Here is a 16,796-nt window from a genome sequence, read left to right as displayed (position 1 = left end):
GCCCCGGCCAGCCACATCGTCCACGGCCAGTCCTCGTCGAAATGGAACAGGTAGCCGCCCACGCCGCCGGTTCGCCGTGCCGGTCTAGCTCGCCAGCGCGAGTGTGACGGTCAGTGCCGCCGACCTTGGGTCGAGGTGGCACCAGCAATGGAGAAAACGGGTGGAGTGCCGTCACCGTGCTCATGTTCTTCAGGTCTTTAGCTCAAGCCCGGGGACGGATTGCCACATCATCGATCTGGAACGCGGGCAGCAGCGGGGCGGCGACGGCCGGTACGCCGAGCTTCTCGGCGATGTGTGGCCCGCCAAGAGACTTCCGATGGTAGACGACCATGTCGGCCGGGCGTGCGGCGAGCGCCACCTGGTCGTCGAGCAGGCGGCGGAGCATCGGCTTGACTGATCGGGCAGCGGTCCATCATGAACGCGTACATGTCGCGCATGAGCTCCAGCCGCCGTCTACGAGCCGGGTCGTCGCCGATCGCCCGCAGTCCCTGCTCGGCCAGAATGCGGAAGCTCTCGAACTCGGCCATCTTGGCCCCGACGGCGGGCAGGACGCCGCAGGCCACCAGGAGTTCTTCCAGGTGAGCGGCGACCCGCCAGGGCTGAAGTTCGTGGAAGGCGTCGTGGGTGAGGGGGATCTGCCCGAGAGCGAGCTGCTGCAGCAGCGCCGCCACGTTTCCCAGATGGTTGCGGCGCATTGCCAGCCAGGTCAGCCCGCTGCCGGGCTGTTCCATCGCCACGAGCAGGTCGAACAGGGGCCTCAGCTGTGGGCGGATGCGGCCGGTGCCGTCGTCCAAGACGGCGGTGAGCCGGTCGCTGAGAGTGCAGCGTTCGCAGAGCCGCCCGCCCCGGAGCTTGCCTTCGAACCCGCAGCGCGTAACAGTCGAACGTCTGGGAAAAGCCGGCGCAGGTGGTGCAGATTGTGGCGCCGTCGCTGCTTCGACGTCCAGGAAGAGCGCGGTCCTGGCCGCATCCAGGGCAGGCGCCCCGGATGCGGAGCGCGCGGTCGGCGCAGGTTCGGCAGACGTATCCGTCCGGCCAATGTCCAGCCTTATGGCGGCGACGGCCGCAGCGGCAGCACTCGGCCATGAACCACCGGTCGTATTGCTCGTCGGTGGCGTAGGAGCGGGTCACGCGTCGGGGAGGATGCGGGCCGGTCGTGGGCGCAGCTTCTCGGCCCCGGTGGGCGGGGTGGGTAGGTCGCCGGCGACGGTCTTGCGGACGCCGGCGTTCTCTGCGGTGGTGGCGACCAGATCGGCCGGGGTGCAGGAGAGGATGTCGCAAAGCGCGGACATCACCTGCAGCGACAACCGTTCGGGAGTGCCGGAGACCAGACGGTGGACTTGGGAGGCCGATAGGTCGACGCCGCGCTCGCGCAGCAGCGGCACCAGCTCGGTGGCCGTGTAGATGCGCCGGTCAGCCATGATCTCGCGCAGCTTCCAGGTGTAGCCGACCTTGCGTTTCATGAGTCTCCTCCCGTCTGGGCCTGGAGTGCGGCGGCGACGGTGGCGTCCAGGTGCCGGCGCAGGGTGCGGGTGCGGAAGTCGGAGCTGACGCAGGTGTAGATCGCGGTGGTGCTCGCGTGCTCGTGCCCGACCTGCTCCTGGACGAAGCGCGGGTCCCAGCCGGCCTCGATCAGGTGGGTGACGTAGGAGCGGCGAAAGGAGTGGAAATCCAAGCCCTCATCCAGGCCCAGCGCCTGGCGGTAGGCCAGGAAACGGGAGTTGAGCCGCTGGCAGCCGATCCGCAGCCCTCGCTCCGACGGCCAGGCCGCCGGGTTGTTGTCGGTGCCGAACAACGGGCGGACCTCGGTGAACCACTCCTGCAGGATGTCGGGGGTCCACTCCCACACGGTCAAGACGGTGCGGCGTTTGGGCGGCGAGCCCTTCTTCGCCTTGCCGTACCGAACCTGGCAGCGGCCGTACTCGCCGAACTCCGTGCCGTGCGGGTTGCGGCCGAAGTCGGCGGCGTCCAGCATCCGTGCCTCGTTGCGGCGTAGCCCGTAGGAGTAGGCGGTCTTGAACAAGGTGGCGTCCCGGAAGGCGGGTAGCCAGCCTTTGCGGCCGAAGGCCCGGATGCGGGCGACCTCGTCATCGCAGTGGGTGAAGAAGGCGTGCAACTCGGCCTTGGTGAACGCGCGTTTGGCCGCGTCGGCCTCGTGTTCTTGCACGTGGACCGCGGTGTTCCACTCGTGCACGATCTGGATGGGGTGGGTTCCGAACCGCTCTTCGCATGTCGCGGCCCACCCGTAGAGGGGATCAGTGACGAAGTGGCAGAACGCGCGTACCGCCTCGGAGTAGGAGCGGATGGTCGAGCGCTTCAACTCGCGCAGGGAGCGCAGGTCACCAAGCCATTCGTCCACCATGGCGGGAGCCCACTGCCACGGATAGGCGTTGACGTAGGCGGCGAACGCCTTCACGGTGTTCTCCCGTCCCTCCACGGTGGAGCGGGCCAGGTTCCGCGCCAGCTGCTGGTTGGCGAACCCCGTCAGCATCGCATGCACGATCAGGGGTATGCCGACATGCGAGCCCGACCGACATCGGCGAGTGACATGGACAGGTCGTGGGCCCGCGCCAACGCGGACTGGCCAGCTCGTTGGCACCACAGGTGGGCGACCTTCACCACCTCATGCACCTGGCGCTCAACCGATGTGACGCCATCCCTGGCGTCGGCCGACGGAGCCATGACCCAAGTCACACGCTGGGCATGTCACGTTCCCGGCGGCTCATCTCGTCCGTGTAGTGCGCAACCGCCTATCACTCACACGGACAAGGGGACCATCGTGTTCGCCGTCTACCTCGTGATCACTCTCCTCGCCTCGGCCGTCGTCGGCCTGGCCGCCATCGCCAACCTCATCGGCCATGAATACCCCAAGAAGCAGGCGGACCAGCTTGGCGTGCCTCGTTCCTGGATGCTCCCGCTGGGCATGATGCTGGCGGCAGGCTCGCTGGGACTGCTGGCCGGGTTCGCCGTTCCGGTGCTGGGCCTGCTCGCCGCCGCCGGCCTCGTGTTGTACTTCCTCGGCGCGTTCTGCGTTCATCTGCGGGCCCGTGACCACCACTTCGGCGCCTGGTCCGCGTTCTTCACGCTGGCGGCGGCCGCCCTGGCCGTGAACGTCGCCTACTACTGAGTTCCGGCCCAAACCGAGATCAGTTCGTCCGCGACGCCTCGGCCCGCAACCTTCTGACCTGCGGTGGAGCCTTATCGTTCAATTCCGGCCGGATAGTCCCAAGACCCCCTTAGTCCGTGCACACGATCGGCTCTCACGTCGCCCCCCGAAGGACTTCCGAAGTCGATCACTTAGACAAACAGATGCCCGGCCCCCTCGGAGGAACCGCCATGGGGACCGGGCAGCGCTCTTAGGCGACTTAAGGCTGATCGAACTCACCCAGTCGCACGCCTCCTGTGAAGGCTCGCCACTCGTCAACCGTGAAGATGATGCTAGGGCCGCCCGCGTTCTTGGAATGACGAACCGCCACATAACCATCAACGAAGGCAACGGCAACACATTGACCGTTCGTTCCGCTCAAGCTGCTAGTGCGCCACCGAGCTTGCGAAAGGTCAACATCCTTCTTTGCCACGCCGCACCTCCTCTCATTTCATGTTCGAGAGCACGTCGGCAATAAGATCGCGCGTTGCGTCAGGGCTGATCGATACTGCGCGAAGATGCTCAAATTCTAGGCTATACCGTGCTACATCCTCCTGGCTCTCCAGGAAGAGATCACTTGTACTCGTCTCGATATAGACGACATCGTGATGATATTCCTCCGGAAACTGGAGGATCACGAATGAACCGCGCATACCCGGATGCGCGCCAGCTCCAAACGGAACCACCTGCAACGTGACATGGGGATCCAAGCTGGCGTCAATCAGGCGTTGTAGCTGCTCACGCATGACGCGAGGCCCACCGACCTGCCGATGTAGCGTAGCTTCATCGATAATGGCCCAGACAACCAACGGTGGGTCTCGACGCTCTTGGCGGCTCATACGGGCGACAACCCGGTGCTCGACTTCGTCTTTCGGAAGCGTTGGGCCGGTTCCAACGGTAGCCGCCCTTGCGTATTCCTCGGTCTGAAGTAGGCCAGGCATGAACAGCGACTCGTAGTTGAGTATCCGTTGCGCTTCTTCCTCGAACCCGATGTATGTGGCGTACTGCTGAGGCAGATCCACGGCAGTCTGCAACCAGCCCTGTTCGTTCGCCGCCTTGAGGATGGCGAGCAGTTCCGTCCGCCGAGGCTCGGCCACCTGGTACACGTCCATCAACGTTTTCAGCGTGCGAACCTGCGGTCGAACCTGGGCCGTCTCAATCCTGTAGAGGGTCGCTCGGTTCATGGAGGTGATCTCCGCGACCCCCTCGCGAGACAGGTCGGAACTCTCGCGGAGCTGGCGGAGCGCCCTCGCGAGCTGTCTCAGGCGGACCGTCGGCGTCTGGTGCCTTTGGGGCATGCGAGCAAGGCTACCGAACGTCTATAGCGAGATGCACGTGCAACGGTTGCACCTTCCTTTGGTTCATGTGCATCATAGGAATAAGCAGCCTGTCACAGGCTCCCCTCCTCGGCGACAGGGCCGCCAGGTCCATGAACTCGCGCGATTTACACGGGCAAGGCATCGAACAGAGCGTGACCAAGTCGATCGACGCGGTCACTCGAAGGGGGCGTCAGCATGCGCTACTTCGATAACAGTGAGGAACAGTTTGTTCACTTAGTGCGATCGTCGTGGGATCTGTCCCAGCTCGAGCTGTCGCTGGCGGCGGAGTGCCCGTCGAAGGGTGAGCCGTTCATCGCCATACGCGGGGCGCGGGGTCCGCTGTATGTGAGGGCCGCTTTGAGGGGTGAGCGGTGGATCTTTCGCGTGGGGTCATGGTCGTGGTCGGTGGGTGGATGCGTACGACGTGGACGCGGCTACGCAGGTCTGGGAGGTGGCGCGGTGAACGAGCGGTTCCTTGGTGAAGTCGTGTTGCCGGGGGTGGCGCAGTCGGTAGCGGTGGCTCGTCACTGCGTCGTGGAGATGCTGGCAGCGGCAGGGCATCGGGGCCTGGAGGAGGTGCAGTTGATCGTGAGCGAGTTGACCAGTAACGCCCTAATTCACACCGCTTCGGGGCTGCATGGCGGGGTGGTTACGGTGGAGGTCATCGCCGTTGATACCGAGATCGTTCGCGTTGAGGTGACCGACGACGGGGCGGACACCGTTCCTCGATCGCGCGCGTCCGGCGATGACGACTGTCACGGGCGCGGTCTGTGGCTGGTCGAGCAGATCGCGCTCAAGTGGGGCGTGCGCCTGTTGGGCGCGGGGCAGCGCGCAGTCTGGGCGGAGATGTTCACGGGTCAGGCCGTGCCCGGCTGCGCCGGGGAAGGCGTGATGGCCGGGGTCGCCCGCAGAGAGCCTGAGGTGAAGAGGTGAACTGGGTGCTCGGCCCCTGGCAGTTTCCCCCTCATTGCACGGCGCCGCACGTGCCCGCCGTCCAGTCGCACCACGAGGAGCTGGTATGGAACGCTCCACGCGGGGGGGGAGCCGGACGGCCGGGTTATGCAGTGGACCTGCGACTGCGATGAGGTCTTCTACGAACTGATCGCGCTCGGCGGGTTGCGGTTCATTCGGCGGACAGCTCTCCGGACAGGGAAGACCGTCATTCATGAGAGTGATCGCTGGTCCTTCCATGCGGCAAATGCCATGTGGAGCGCTCTGCTGATGGGGCACGCGGGATAACTGGAAGATCATCGAGTTGGGCGCGCCGGCGAGTCCTTCCTCTCGCCACCATTAGGCGTCCGACGCTCCCATGGAATCTCGATACCAGAGCTGAGCGCCCGCGTCGTCGCACCTGCCGTGCGGAAGAGACTGGAAGGAGGCCGGCAGCCTTGCCCGCGGTGCGCAATTGGGAAATATTTGGCAAGTCGCGTAAATTTGTTCTTCGATAATGAGTGGACACAAACATCCACCCGAGCTGCATAAAAATGGGCGCGCCATGTCGTAGAGGATAGACTTGTGCGCCCAAAAAATTCCCTCAAAGAGGAGTGCATGACGATATCCGAACGGTCCTGACTCTTCCCGAAAACAGCGAGGGTCCCCCCGCCGTCATCGAGGCCGGACGCCCCACCATCGGCCGTCGGCCCTTGTGAGTGGGACGCACTGCTCGCGTTGGCGACAGGGACGCCTGCGGTAGTCTCAAGCCCTTTCCTTCCCTTCGCTGGGCGTGACCGGTCCTGTCCTCGGGTCTGAGGGAACAGAAAGGGCGACGCGAGCATATGACGGCTGGCCGATGCACTCACAGTCTCGAATTCAGCGACGACGTCGTGATCAAGCGCTACACGTCATGGGGACGAGGAGAGCCCCACCGGGAGTGGGCAGCGCTCACACTGCTCGCCGAACACGCGCCTGACCTCGCGCCCACGCCAGTGGAAGCCGCTCTCGACGCTCACCCACCCATGATCGTGATGACCAGGCTGCCCGGCCGTGTCCTGCGCGGCGAGCATGCCACTGACGAGCAGGTCAGCGCGCTGGCCACCGCCATGAACCGATTGCACCAGGCAATCCCCACTCAGGTGGTGGAAGCGGTCGAGCCCGCCCCCTGGGGACCCGCCGCGGCTCTGGGCAAAGCCCGCGTCTGGGCCGACAAGCGACCCGACCTCGGCGCGGACCCCCTTGTGCGGCACGCCTGCCAAGCGGGATCCGCCTGGCTGACATCCAGCGACCCTGACCAGCTCGTGACGAACCCCCATCCGCCCGTCCTCGGGCTAGCGGATGGCAACCACGCGAACCTGCTGTGGGACGGACACGAGCGACGCGTGCGGCTTATCGACTGGGAAGACTCCGGCCGCAACGATCGCGCCTTCGAACTTGGCGAGATAACCGAGCACATCTCCCGCATCGACGGCGCCCTGGATGCCGAGCAACTGCTGGCCCACATCGACCTGGCCCCGGGGGAAGCCGCGCGGGTGCGGGGCTTCCGCCGCCTGATCGCGCTGGGCTGGTTTCTCCAGCTCGGCCCCGATGGGCCGGCGATGCCTCATAACCCGGTAGGCACCCTCGAGCGCCAAGCCGAGAGGGTTCTGCGACTTTTCCGCTAAGTCGCGTACGTCTCCACATTGATCGGGGCTACCCCGCCGTGGTCCGCTCCAACCAGCCGACCGGGCGAAGCGTTCTTGGAAGGCTAGAGCGACATGGCCTCAACGTCGAGGCCGGCGTCGAGGCGGCGCATCGTCAGCGCCTTGATCCTCTCCGCATCCGCCAGGACGACCGCCGCCGCCAGCACGCGCTCGCGGCTGAGCGGCTCGCGGAATGCCTTCGCCGCCATCGGTCTTCCACCCCCTTGTCGGCGTCTTACATCGTAAGTTACCTTACGGAGTAAGGCACAGTCGATCTCCCGCGGCCGCCGCGCCGGCACAGCCCTCAAGGAGAGCCACCATGCACGCGCTGATCCGCACCGCCCGCATGACCGGGCTGCTCTACCTCGGCCTCGCCGTCACCGGCGCACTGGGCTTCCTGCTCATCCGGCCGCGGCTCTTCACGGCCGGCGATCCCGGTGCGACGCTCGCCCACCTGGTCGACCACGAATCGCTCGCCCGCGCCGGGGTCGCCTTAGAGTTGCTCATCGTCGTCACCCAAGCCCTCACAGCGGCATGGTTCTACCGCCTGTTCCGCACCGCACACCCGCTTGCCGCCAGCGGTATCGCCGCCTTCGGCCTCGTCAACGCGGTCGCGATTCTCTCCAGCGCGGCGCTGCTCGCCACAGCGGTCCAGATCGCGCTCGACCCGATCGGCGACGCGGCGGCCGTCGTCCAGGTCCTGTACCTGGTCAGCGGCAACCTGTGGGGCGTGGGAGCAGTGTTCTTCGGCCTGTGGCTCATCCCCATGGGCTCGTGCGTGCTCCGCTCGGGCTGGATGCCCCGCCCGCTCGGCTGGATTCTCATCGGCGGCGGCATCGGCTACCTGCTCAGCGCGTTCGTCGGATACCTCGTCCCCGACGCGCAGGGCGTCGCAGACGCTCTCACTGTCCCCGCGACCGTAGGGGAGTTCTGGATGGTCGGCTACCTGCTGGTCCGCGGCGTCCGCCGTCACGCGCTCGACCAAGCCCCGTCAGGTGCGCCCACGGCGGCACCCGCAGCGGGTTGACGGGTCCCCGGCCGCTACGAACACCAACGCGACCCCCACCTCATCGCCGCCTGGGGGTCAGACCCACGCAATCGGCCGTTGACAGCAGGCTCTCCTCATCAATCCAGCTTCGGATCGACTGTCACTCCAAGCTGGCAGCGTGTATGGCTTGGCGACGTTGACGGCCCTCCCTGGGGATATCCCCGCCTGACCAACGTCTGAGCAATCTGGAGGGCTACAGCAACAAGGAGACATCCCCGCGGGCCGGTCTCGGGGATAAAGGCCAAGTTGGTGCCGGTTTCAATGAATTGCGACCATGCTCAGTCCGCTCCAACCAGCCGACCGGGCGAAGCGTTCTTGGAAGGCAGTCCGAGCGCAGCGAGGCCCTTCAGGGGGCGGGCGCCAGCCCGCCTGGGAGAACGTCCGGAGCGAAGCGGAGGCCCTTTGAGGGAGAGCACCGATCGGCGCGACTCCGCAGTAAGTGCCCGCGCGGCAGCACAGACCCCTAATATCACTTCTGTCCGCATAGGACCGATAGCGGAGGAAGCAGTGGGTGGCCCCGGGACCGAGAACACGTCAGGACGTGCGCGAAGCGCGGCGGTCCGGTGACGCTGCTCGCGGGCCGCTACCGGCTGCTGTCCCCGCTCGGCCAAGGCGGCATGGGCACCGTCTGGCGGGCGATGGACGAACTGCTGCGGCAGGAAGTGGCCGTCAAGGAGGTCAGGCTACCTCCGGACCTCGACGAGGCGGCACGTACTGAGCTGGCCGAACGCACGTTACGCGAGGCGCGGGCCGCGGCGCGGCTGCGCTCTCACCCGTCGATCGTCACTGTGCACGACGTCGTCCTCGACGGTGGCCGGCCGTGGATCGTCATGGAGCTGGTCCGCGGACGCTCCCTCGACCAGACCGTACGCACCAACGGCCCACTGGCCCCGCGCCAGGTGGCCTGGATCGGCCTCCAGATGCTCGACGCGCTCGGCGCCGCGCACGCGTCGGGCGTACTGCACCGGGACGTCAAACCGGCCAACGTCATGCTCACCGACGACGGACGGGTGCTGCTGACCGACTTCGGGATCGCGACCGTCGCCGGGGACGCCGCGCTCACCCAGACCGGCCTGCTCACCGGCTCGCCCGGCTACATCGCTCCAGAGCGCCTGCGCGGCGAGACCGACGGCCCCCTCGCCGACCTGTGGTCGCTCGGTGCCACGCTGTTCACGGCGGTGGAGGGCGGGCCGCCGTTCGCCCGCGCCAACCAGGCCGCCGTGATGGCGGCCGTGCTCATGCAGCCGCCCGCCCCCGCCCGGCTGGCCGGCCCGCTCGCCCCCGTACTGGCCGCGATCCTGGAGAAGGATCCGGTACGGCGCTGCGCCCCCGGCCAGGCGGCCGACTGGCTGAACGCCATCGCCCAGGGCACCGTGCCGGCCCGGTCGGAGGTGGGCCCGGCGCCCGTCACACCCTCGTTCAGGACGGCCGGCACCGACCCGGCCCTGCACCGCGAGCGGACCCAGGCCGGCGCTGTGCCCAAGCGCAGCCGCGTGCCCCTCATCCTCCTGGGCGCCGGGCTGGCGGTCGTGCTGGCCCTGGCCACAGGGGTGGTGGTCTTGGTACGGGTCCTGCCGAACTTCACCGCCACCTTCAGCGAAACGATCGGCGACACCTCCACCCCGGCCCCGACGTCCCGCTCGACGGGGTCCGCCCGGGCGCTGTTCGGGCGCAACTTCGAGGCGTGTGGCCTGCTGACCAACGCCCAGGCGCGCTCACTACTCGGCGGCGCGGTGAAACGCCAGTACCAGACAGCCACTGCCTGTATGTGGACCCGCCCCGACAACGGCGCGTTCGTGAGCGTCACGGCGAACCGCCTGGCGGATGCCTCGGCCGCGCACACCGCCCAGGAGTACACGGTCAAGACGATGAAGGAGGAACCGAAGCGCAACCCGGGCACCAAGATCCGCAAGGGTCCGGACGTCGGCGACGAGGCGTACAGCTACACCCGGGCCGAATCCATCGTGGACACGATCTACCGGACCCAGATCTCGTTCCGCCTGTCGAACGTCTGGGTGGTCGTCTACCACACGGGCCGGCAGCCGGGGTTCACCACTGCCGACCGGACAGCCCAGCTCGTCGTCAAGGCCGTCAATCGGCATCGCTAGTCTCACCTCATGGCGATCAGGCACTCGCACTGCTCCTTTTGCGGCACGGCGTACACCCCGGACCAGCCCTGGCCGCGCACCTGCGCCGGCTGTGGCAACACCGCCTACCTCAACCCGCTGCCCGTCGCGGTGCTGCTGCTGCCCGTGGACGACGGTCTGCTGGTGGTCCGGCGCGGCATCGAGCCGCATCGGGGCGAGCTCGCCCTGCCCGGCGGGTTCATCGACGTGGGCGAGAGCTGGCAGCAGGCCGCCGCCAGGGAGCTGTACGAGGAGACGGCCGTCGTCGTCGACGCGGACCGCGTGCGGCTGTTCGACGCGCACAGCGCTCCTGACGGCACCCTGCTGGTCTTCGGCCTGGCACCGCCGACCGTCTCGGCCGCCTTGCCGCCGATGGTGCCGACGGCCGAGACCATGGAGTGGTCGGTGATGGACGAGCCGCGGGAGCTGGCCTTCCCGCTGCACACCCGGGTCGTCTCCGCGTACTGGGAACGCCGCTCAGCCCTTCACTGATCCGGCGAAGCTGAAGGAACCGGCGAGGTACTTGTTCACGGCGACATAGAGGGCCACGGCCGGGGTCGTGTAGATGATCGAGAACGCGGCCAGCTCACCGTAGGCGACCTGCCCGTACTGGGAGAAGAAGGTGTAGATGGTCACCGCCGCCGGCTGCTTCTCCGGCGTGTCGAGGAGGACGAAGGGGGCGAAGAAGTTCCCCCATTGGCCGACGAAGACGAAGATGGCCACGACCGCCACCCCGGGAGCCATCAGCGGCCCGACGATCCTGAGCAGCGACTGCACCCAGCCGGCCCCGTCGACCCAGGCGGACTCCTCCAGGCTCACCGGCACGCCGTCCATGAAGTTCTTCATCATCCAGATGGAGAACGGCAGCGAACTGGCGGCCAGGAACAGCACCATGGCCGGAATCGACCCGTACAAGTTGAACCGGAAGAACATCGAGTAGACCGGCACCATGATCGCCGTGACCGGAAGGCCGGTCGTGAACAGCAGCGTCAGCATGAAATGCCGCTTGAAGCGCAGGGTGTAGCGGGACAGGGGGTAGGCGGCGAGCCCGGCGACGATCACGGTGAGGATCGCCGTGCTGCCGGAGATGAGGATCGAGTTGATGATCGGGTGGTAGATGGTCTCCCAGGTCAGCACCGCGCTGAAGTTCTTGAGCGAGAACTGGAAGGTCGGCTGCGCGGCGAGGTTGGCGTCGGGTTGCAGCGAGGCGAGGAGCACCCACAGGAACGGCCCGAGGAAGGCCAGCGCGATCACCGCGAGCGAGATGAGTGCCGCGCCACGGGCGGCCAGGCGCGTCATCAGGTGTCCACCTTGATCAGTCGCAGGTACACGAGGGAGAACGCGGCGCCGATGACCAGCATCACCAGGGCCATCGCGCTGCCGTAGCCGATCTCGAAGTAGCGGAACGCCTGCTCGTACATGTAGAGCGGGGTGGTCTGGCTGTCCGTGCCAGGACCGCCGCCGGTGAGGGCGTAGATCAGGCCGAAGCTGGCCAGGGTCTGCAGCGTGATCAGCATGAGGTTCGACAGGATCGAGCGGCGGATCAGCGGCAGGGTGATGTGCACCAGCCGCCGCCAGGTGCTCGCCCCGTCCACCGCCGCCGCCTCCAGCAGTTCCCCCGGTACGTCCGACAGCGCGGCGGAGTAGACCAGCATGGAGAACGCGGTGCCGCGCCACACGTTGGCCAGGATGATCGCGATCATGGGCGCGCTGTAGAGCCAGTCCTGGGAGAAGCCGAGGGCGGCGAGCGCCTCGTTGAGCGTGCCCTCCTCGGCCAGGAAGGAGTACCAGCACGCCGCCGCGACCACCTCGGGCACCACCCAGGCCGCGATCACGATGCCGTTGACCACGCTCCGGACCGCTCGTCCCCGGCCCCGCTGGAGCAGCGCGATGATCAGGCCGAGGGTGTTCTGCCCGATGACGGCCGAGCCGATCACGAAGACGAAGGTCAGCAGGAGGGAGTTGCGGAAGTCCTCGTCGCTGAACATCTTGACGAAGTTGTCCACACCGACGAACTGCGAGTTCACCGACGCGGCGCCGGTCAGCGTCTCGTTGGTGAAGGCGATGTAGACGCTCCACAGGATGGGCCCGACCATGAAGATCACGAACATGATCAGGGCGGGCCCGAGCGGCAGCAGCCAGCGCAGGGTGCGCCGGGCCCGCCGGCCCGGCTCCCCCTTGTCGGGGGAGCCGGCCAGCCGTGGCGGCGTCACGGACGTGACGGTCATGAGCCGGGGATCACCTTGTCCGGGCCGCCGACGACGCCGGGCAGCGCGTCGGCGTACTCCTTGGCCGCCGCCTCCGGGGTCTTGGAGCCGGTCGTCATCGCCTCCATGACCTTCTGCACCTCGGCCGAGACCTTCGGATAGACCTCGTACGCCGGGCGGTAGTGCGTGACAGACGCCAGATCGGACCAGAACTTCACGCTCGGGTTGTCAGCGCTGTACTTCGGGTCGGCGGCCACGTCCTTGCGCGGGGCGAGGTCACCCGTGCCGATGGAGTACACCAGCGTGTTCTCCTTGTTGGTCGCCGTGGCGATGAAGTCCCACGCGTCCTTCTTGTCCTTGGCGTAGGAGCTCATCGCCATGACCCAGCCGCCCGACATGCTGACGGCGCCGGGCGCCTGACCGTTCTGGGTCGGCATGGCGGTCCAGCCCATCTTCTCGGCCCACTGCGGCCACGGTTTGGTGCTGGTGGGCCGCCAGCTGCCCGACATCCAGGCTCCGTCGAGGTCGATGCCGATCTTGCCGTTGGGGAACCAGTCGAGCCCGATCTTCTCCCCCAGCTTGGGGTTGAACGCGTCGGCCTTCTTCGGGCCGAGGTCCTCTCGGTAGATCGTGTTGATGAAGGCGAGCGAGTCGGTGAATGCCTTGCCGGAGGAGACCCACTTCTTCTGGGTGTCGTCGTAGAGCGTGCCGCCGGGGGTGCCGTAGAGCAGCATCTCGAAGCCCTGCATGGTGGCGGCCTCGCCGTGCGGCTTGGTGGAGTACATGCTAAAGGGGACGACGCCGGGCACCTTCTGCTTGATCGCGCGGGCCGCGGTCAGCACGTCCGCCCAGGTCTTGGGCTGCCACGGCAGCTGGATGCCGGCCTTGGTCAAGATGTCCTTGTTGTACCAGAGCCCTCGGGTGTCGGTGCTGATCGGCACACCGTAGGTCTTGCCGTCGGGGCCCTTGGCGGCCTGCTTGACCGAGTCGGGATATTGGGTGGCCCAGTCGGGCCAGGTCTTCAGGTAGTCGTCGAGCGGGGCGAGCTTGCCGGCGGCGACGTCTGCGTTGACCTGGAAGGTGTCGTGGAGGTACACGTCCGGAGCTGACTCGGCCGAGCGGTTCAGCAGGGCGAGCTTGGTGTAGTAGACCTCGTTGTTGCCCTGGACCGCGGTCAGCTTGATCGTCACGCCCTTGTGCGCGGCTTCGTACTGCGCCTTGGCCTGTTTGAGCATTTTCTCCAGGTGCGGCCAGGAGGGTTCCACCTTGTAGAGGACTTCGATCTCCTTGGCCCCGTTGGCGCTCTTCTGCGGCGTGTCCGCGCCACATGCGCCGGCCGTGGCGGCTAACGCGACTGTCAGGATCGAGGCCACCATCGCTCGTCTCATGGGACTCCTTCTCACCGGCCCACAGAACTGACTTGACGAGACGGTAAATCTTTTTGATTTATTAAGTCAACGACAGAAGCCCAAAAACACGGGGAGCAGCCATATGCAGAAGGGGACAAATCTTCCGAAAGTAGGCCATTTCAATCGGGCCGTCGTCCTGGAGGCGATCCAGGTCTCGGACGGCATCAGCCGCGTCCAGATCGCCGGGCGCGCCGGGCTCACCGCCCAGACCGTCTCCGTCATCGTGCGCCGGCTCCTGGAGGAAGGGCTCGTCATCGAGGACGGCTCGCTCCCGTCCCGGGGCGGCAAACCGCGCACGATCCTGCGGGTGGACCCGACCGCGGGCTACGCCGTCGGCATCCACTTCGATCCCGGCGAGATCTCGTACGTGCTGGCCGATCTGGCGGGGCAGCCGGTCGCCAAGCTGCACACCGCCGTACGCCCCGGCCTCGCGCCCGACGCGGTCATCCGCCAGATGGCCCGCACCGCCCGCCGGGTGCTGCGCGAAGCGGACGTACCCGACCGCAAGGTGCTGGGCATCGGCCTGGCCTGTCCGGGACCGCTCGACGCCGAGGGCATCATGAACGTCCCGCCGCGCCTGACCGGATGGGACCACGTGCCCATCAAACGCCTGCTGGAGGAGCACGCCGGCTTCCCGGTGACCTCGGACAACGACGCCACGGCGGCGGCGATCGGCGAGCGCTGGGCCGGGGTGGCCCGGGCCGCGCCGAGCTTCGCCTACCTGTATCTGGGGACCGGGATCGGCGGCGGGCTGTTCCTCGACAACCAGATCTACCGCGGCCGTTCCCTCAACGCCGGGGAGTTCGGCCACATCACGGTGGCGCCGGACGGCCCCGACTGCTACTGCGGCAACCGCGGCTGCGTCGAGGCGGTCTGCTGCCCGAGCGCGATCGAGGCGACCGTACGGGCGCGGCTGGCCGAGGGCGCCGAGAGCACGCTGAGCGCTGAAGGGCTCGACCACGCGGCGATCTGCGCGGCGGCCGCGGCCGGCGATCCCCTCGCCGGTACGGTCATCGGCCAGGTCGCGGCCCGGCTCGCCGACGCCGCCGTGAGCATCGTCAACATGCTCGACATCGATCTGCTGGTGCTAGGTGGCCCGGCGATGCACGAGGTCGCGGACGTCTACCGCCAGGTGGTCGCCGCGGCCGTGGCCACCCGGCCTCTGGCCCGCCGCCTCCACACGGTCCAGGTCGAGACCTCTCCCATCGCCGCCGACGCCGCCGCGATCGGCGCCGCGTCCCTGGTCTTCCACGCCACGTACGCCCCCCGGCTCAGTACGCTCCTGAACCGCTGATCTCCAGGCGTCCGTACGGTTGCGTACGGGCGCGGACCACGTGACCGGCGCGGACCTCCACGTCCAGCAGCGCCGCGTCGTCGTCGAGAGGGCAGCTCAGGGCGAAGGCCGTGCCGTCGAACCGGCCCGCCTGCCGCGCCCATTCGAGCCGGACGACCGCATCGGCGGCGAGCGCCGCGGATCCGGGCGGCGGCACGGACGGGCCGTCCAACGACCGTCCCCACGGCGCGCTCACTCCCTCGACGCGCTCCAGGTAGAGCCGTCGCAGCCACATCGGCGTGGCCAGTTCGGCCAGTACGGCGAGCGCCGCCGCCTCGTCCGGCACCACCACCTCGGCTCCCGCACCAAGAGCGGGACTTGGCGGCGCGAGGGGGTCTACGCGCAAGACGATCCCCGTCCGGCCGTCCGCTGCGGGAACCGGCAGCCGCCCCGAAGGACGCGCCGGGTCCAGCGGGCTGATCGCGCCGGACGACGCGATGCGCACCGCGGCGACGAGTTCGCCGAGCGTGGCGCAGACCACGGAGCCACCGGTGGGACGGACGACGAGCCAGCCAGCGGCGGCGGGCGAGATCCGCGCCCCTGGAGACGGCAGTACCCGGCTGACCGCGCGAGCCACCGCCGCACGGGCGACCGGCCCGGCCACCCAGGGCCGCGCCCAGTCCGCGTCCCCGCGCTCACCGCAAGCACCGCACATCAGCCATCACCACCCCGCCCGCACATCAGTGGGCTCTCCCGGCCCGCACGCGCCGCACATCAGTGGGCTCTCCCGGCCCGCAGCGCCGCACATCAGCCATTCGCTCTTCCCAGAAGGTCCGCCACACGGATCACGGCATGACGTCGCCGGAGTTGGGGCCGAGGGTCTGGCCGACGTAGAGGTTGCCGCCGGGGTCGCTGGCGAGCAGAACCGCCGTCGGCGCGATCTCCTCCGGGCGGCCGAACCGGCCCAGGGGCAGTTCCGCCCGCTTGGCCGCCTTCCACTCCTCGGTGATCCCGGCCACCAGCGGGGTCTCGATGGGGCCGGGCGCGATCGCGTTCACCAGCACGTTGTGCTCGGCGACCTCGAGCGCGAGCGACTTGGTGAGACCGATGACCCCGGCCTTGGCCGCCGCGTAGTGGCTGAGCGAGCGGCCGCCCTTGATGCCGAGCTGGGAGGCGATGTTGATCACCCGTCCCCAACGCCGCTCGACCATCTGTGGCACGACGTAACGGCAGCACAGGAAGACCCCGGTGAGGTCGACCGCGATCGTCTCCGCCCACGTCTTCGGGTCCATCTCGACCAACGGTGCCTCGGTGAGGATGCCGGCGGAGTTGACCAGGACGTCGATCCGGCCGAACCGGTCCAGCACGCTGGTGACGGCCCCGGCGACGGAGCCGGGATCGCTCACGTCGACGGCGACGTGCCCGGCCGCCCCGATGTCGGTGGCCGCGCGCTCGGCGTCCAGGTCCGCCAGGACGACCTGGGCACCCTCACGGAGGTACGCCTCAGCGATCGCCCGCCCGATGCCGCTCGCGCCACCGGTGATCAGCGCGGTCCGCTGTTCCAGAGCAAGCCGATGCCCCTGGGCGGGCCGGTACTTCTGGGTGGGCCGGTGCTTCTGGGTGGGCACGGGTTCGGACGCGGGCATGGGGTCCT

General features: G+C 67.9%; 18 protein-coding genes. 7 read left to right on the top strand and 11 right to left on the bottom strand.

The window, feature by feature from the left end; translation table 11 throughout:
• Window positions 1-227: 227 nt before the first annotated feature.
• The 3 genes from AB0C30_RS24555 to AB0C30_RS24545 form a co-directional block, all read right to left on the bottom strand.
• Window positions 228-794, bottom strand: a complete 567-nt coding sequence (locus AB0C30_RS24555) for a hypothetical protein (RefSeq protein ID WP_357948100.1) — start codon at window positions 792-794, stop codon at window positions 228-230.
• 333 nt (window positions 795-1,127) lie between these two features.
• Window positions 1,128-1,463, bottom strand: a complete 336-nt coding sequence (locus tag AB0C30_RS24550; protein WP_357948098.1) for a helix-turn-helix transcriptional regulator — start codon at window positions 1,461-1,463, stop codon at window positions 1,128-1,130.
• Complete coding sequence (locus AB0C30_RS24545; protein WP_357948096.1) at window positions 1,460-2,491, bottom strand: site-specific integrase; 1,032 nt, start codon at window positions 2,489-2,491, stop codon at window positions 1,460-1,462. Before AB0C30_RS24545 ends, AB0C30_RS24550 begins: the two co-directional genes overlap by 4 nt.
• Window positions 2,492-2,779: 288 nt before the next feature.
• Here AB0C30_RS24545 and AB0C30_RS24540 point away from each other — a divergent pair, with 288 nt between their 5' ends.
• Window positions 2,780-3,127, top strand: coding sequence for a DoxX family protein (locus tag AB0C30_RS24540; protein WP_357948094.1), 348 nt, complete (start codon window positions 2,780-2,782; stop codon window positions 3,125-3,127).
• Window positions 3,128-3,365: 238 nt separating this feature from the next.
• Here the strand turns inward: AB0C30_RS24540 and AB0C30_RS24535 are convergent, their stop codons facing one another.
• Both AB0C30_RS24535 and AB0C30_RS24530 read right to left on the bottom strand, forming a co-directional pair.
• The gene (locus tag AB0C30_RS24535) at window positions 3,366-3,578 is read right to left on the bottom strand and encodes a DUF397 domain-containing protein (protein ID WP_357948091.1); all 213 of its coding nucleotides are present in this window, start codon (window positions 3,576-3,578) and stop codon (window positions 3,366-3,368) included.
• A gap of 13 nt (window positions 3,579-3,591) precedes the next feature.
• Window positions 3,592-4,443: a helix-turn-helix transcriptional regulator gene (locus tag AB0C30_RS24530; RefSeq protein ID WP_357948088.1), complete on the bottom strand. Its 852-nt coding sequence runs from the start codon at window positions 4,441-4,443 to the stop codon at window positions 3,592-3,594.
• A gap of 480 nt (window positions 4,444-4,923) precedes the next feature.
• Here AB0C30_RS24530 and AB0C30_RS24525 point away from each other — a divergent pair, with 480 nt between their 5' ends.
• Together AB0C30_RS24525 and AB0C30_RS24520 are read left to right on the top strand one after the other, a co-directional pair.
• Window positions 4,924-5,397 carry an ATP-binding protein gene (locus AB0C30_RS24525; RefSeq protein WP_357948086.1) on the top strand — a complete coding sequence of 158 codons (474 nt, stop codon included), beginning with the start codon at window positions 4,924-4,926 and terminating at the stop codon, window positions 5,395-5,397.
• Window positions 5,398-6,287: 890 nt separating this feature from the next.
• Window positions 6,288-7,061, top strand: coding sequence for an aminoglycoside phosphotransferase family protein (locus AB0C30_RS24520; protein WP_357948084.1), 774 nt, complete (start codon window positions 6,288-6,290; stop codon window positions 7,059-7,061).
• Window positions 7,062-7,144: 83 nt separating this feature from the next.
• Here AB0C30_RS24520 and AB0C30_RS24515 read toward each other — a convergent pair whose 3' ends face one another.
• A complete protein-coding gene (locus AB0C30_RS24515; RefSeq protein ID WP_357948082.1) occupies window positions 7,145-7,288 on the bottom strand; it encodes a hypothetical protein in 144 nt (47 codons plus the stop codon).
• 110 nt (window positions 7,289-7,398) lie between these two features.
• Between AB0C30_RS24515 and AB0C30_RS24510 the strand changes: the two genes are divergently transcribed.
• The 3 genes from AB0C30_RS24510 (at window position 7,399) to AB0C30_RS24500 (ending at window position 10,745) form a co-directional block, all read left to right on the top strand.
• Entirely contained in the window at window positions 7,399-8,106 is a 708-nt protein-coding gene (locus AB0C30_RS24510; protein WP_357948080.1) for a DUF4386 domain-containing protein, read from the top strand.
• Window positions 8,107-8,690: 584 nt separating this feature from the next.
• A complete protein-coding gene (locus AB0C30_RS24505; RefSeq protein WP_357948077.1) occupies window positions 8,691-10,235 on the top strand; it encodes a serine/threonine-protein kinase in 1,545 nt (514 codons plus the stop codon).
• A 9-nt stretch (window positions 10,236-10,244) separates the two neighbouring features.
• Window positions 10,245-10,745, top strand: coding sequence for an NUDIX domain-containing protein (locus AB0C30_RS24500; RefSeq protein ID WP_357948074.1), 501 nt, complete (start codon window positions 10,245-10,247; stop codon window positions 10,743-10,745).
• On the opposite strand, the gene AB0C30_RS24495 is transcribed toward AB0C30_RS24500, so the two are convergent.
• The 3 genes from AB0C30_RS24495 to AB0C30_RS24485 are packed head-to-tail and all read right to left on the bottom strand — an operon-like array spanning window position 10,731 to window position 13,848.
• Entirely contained in the window at window positions 10,731-11,552 is an 822-nt protein-coding gene (locus tag AB0C30_RS24495; RefSeq protein WP_357948071.1) for a carbohydrate ABC transporter permease, read from the bottom strand. The two genes, AB0C30_RS24500 and AB0C30_RS24495, sit on opposite strands and share 15 nt — an antisense overlap.
• Window positions 11,552-12,481 carry a sugar ABC transporter permease gene (locus tag AB0C30_RS24490; protein WP_357948068.1) on the bottom strand — a complete coding sequence of 310 codons (930 nt, stop codon included), beginning with the start codon at window positions 12,479-12,481 and terminating at the stop codon, window positions 11,552-11,554. The genes AB0C30_RS24495 and AB0C30_RS24490 overlap by 1 nt, the downstream gene beginning before the upstream one ends.
• A complete protein-coding gene (locus tag AB0C30_RS24485; protein ID WP_357948065.1) occupies window positions 12,478-13,848 on the bottom strand; it encodes an extracellular solute-binding protein in 1,371 nt (456 codons plus the stop codon). The genes AB0C30_RS24490 and AB0C30_RS24485 overlap by 4 nt, the downstream gene beginning before the upstream one ends.
• 103 nt (window positions 13,849-13,951) lie before the next feature.
• Here AB0C30_RS24485 and AB0C30_RS24480 point away from each other — a divergent pair, with 103 nt between their 5' ends.
• Entirely contained in the window at window positions 13,952-15,163 is a 1,212-nt protein-coding gene (locus AB0C30_RS24480; protein WP_357948062.1) for an ROK family transcriptional regulator, read from the top strand.
• Here the strand turns inward: AB0C30_RS24480 and AB0C30_RS24475 are convergent.
• Both AB0C30_RS24475 and AB0C30_RS24470 read right to left on the bottom strand, forming a co-directional pair.
• Window positions 15,141-15,857, bottom strand: a complete 717-nt coding sequence (locus AB0C30_RS24475; RefSeq protein ID WP_357948059.1) for a hypothetical protein — start codon at window positions 15,855-15,857, stop codon at window positions 15,141-15,143. The genes AB0C30_RS24480 and AB0C30_RS24475 overlap by 23 nt on opposite strands.
• Before the next feature lie 130 nt (window positions 15,858-15,987).
• A complete protein-coding gene (locus AB0C30_RS24470) occupies window positions 15,988-16,788 on the bottom strand; it encodes a 3-oxoacyl-ACP reductase family protein (RefSeq protein WP_357948056.1) in 801 nt (266 codons plus the stop codon).
• Window positions 16,789-16,796: the final 8 nt, after the last annotated feature.

It is taken from the genome of Nonomuraea sp. NPDC048901 (assembly GCF_040649695.1).
Classification (GTDB): domain Bacteria; phylum Actinomycetota; class Actinomycetes; order Streptosporangiales; family Streptosporangiaceae; genus Nonomuraea.
This window is presented reverse-complemented; position numbering and strand designations above follow the sequence as displayed.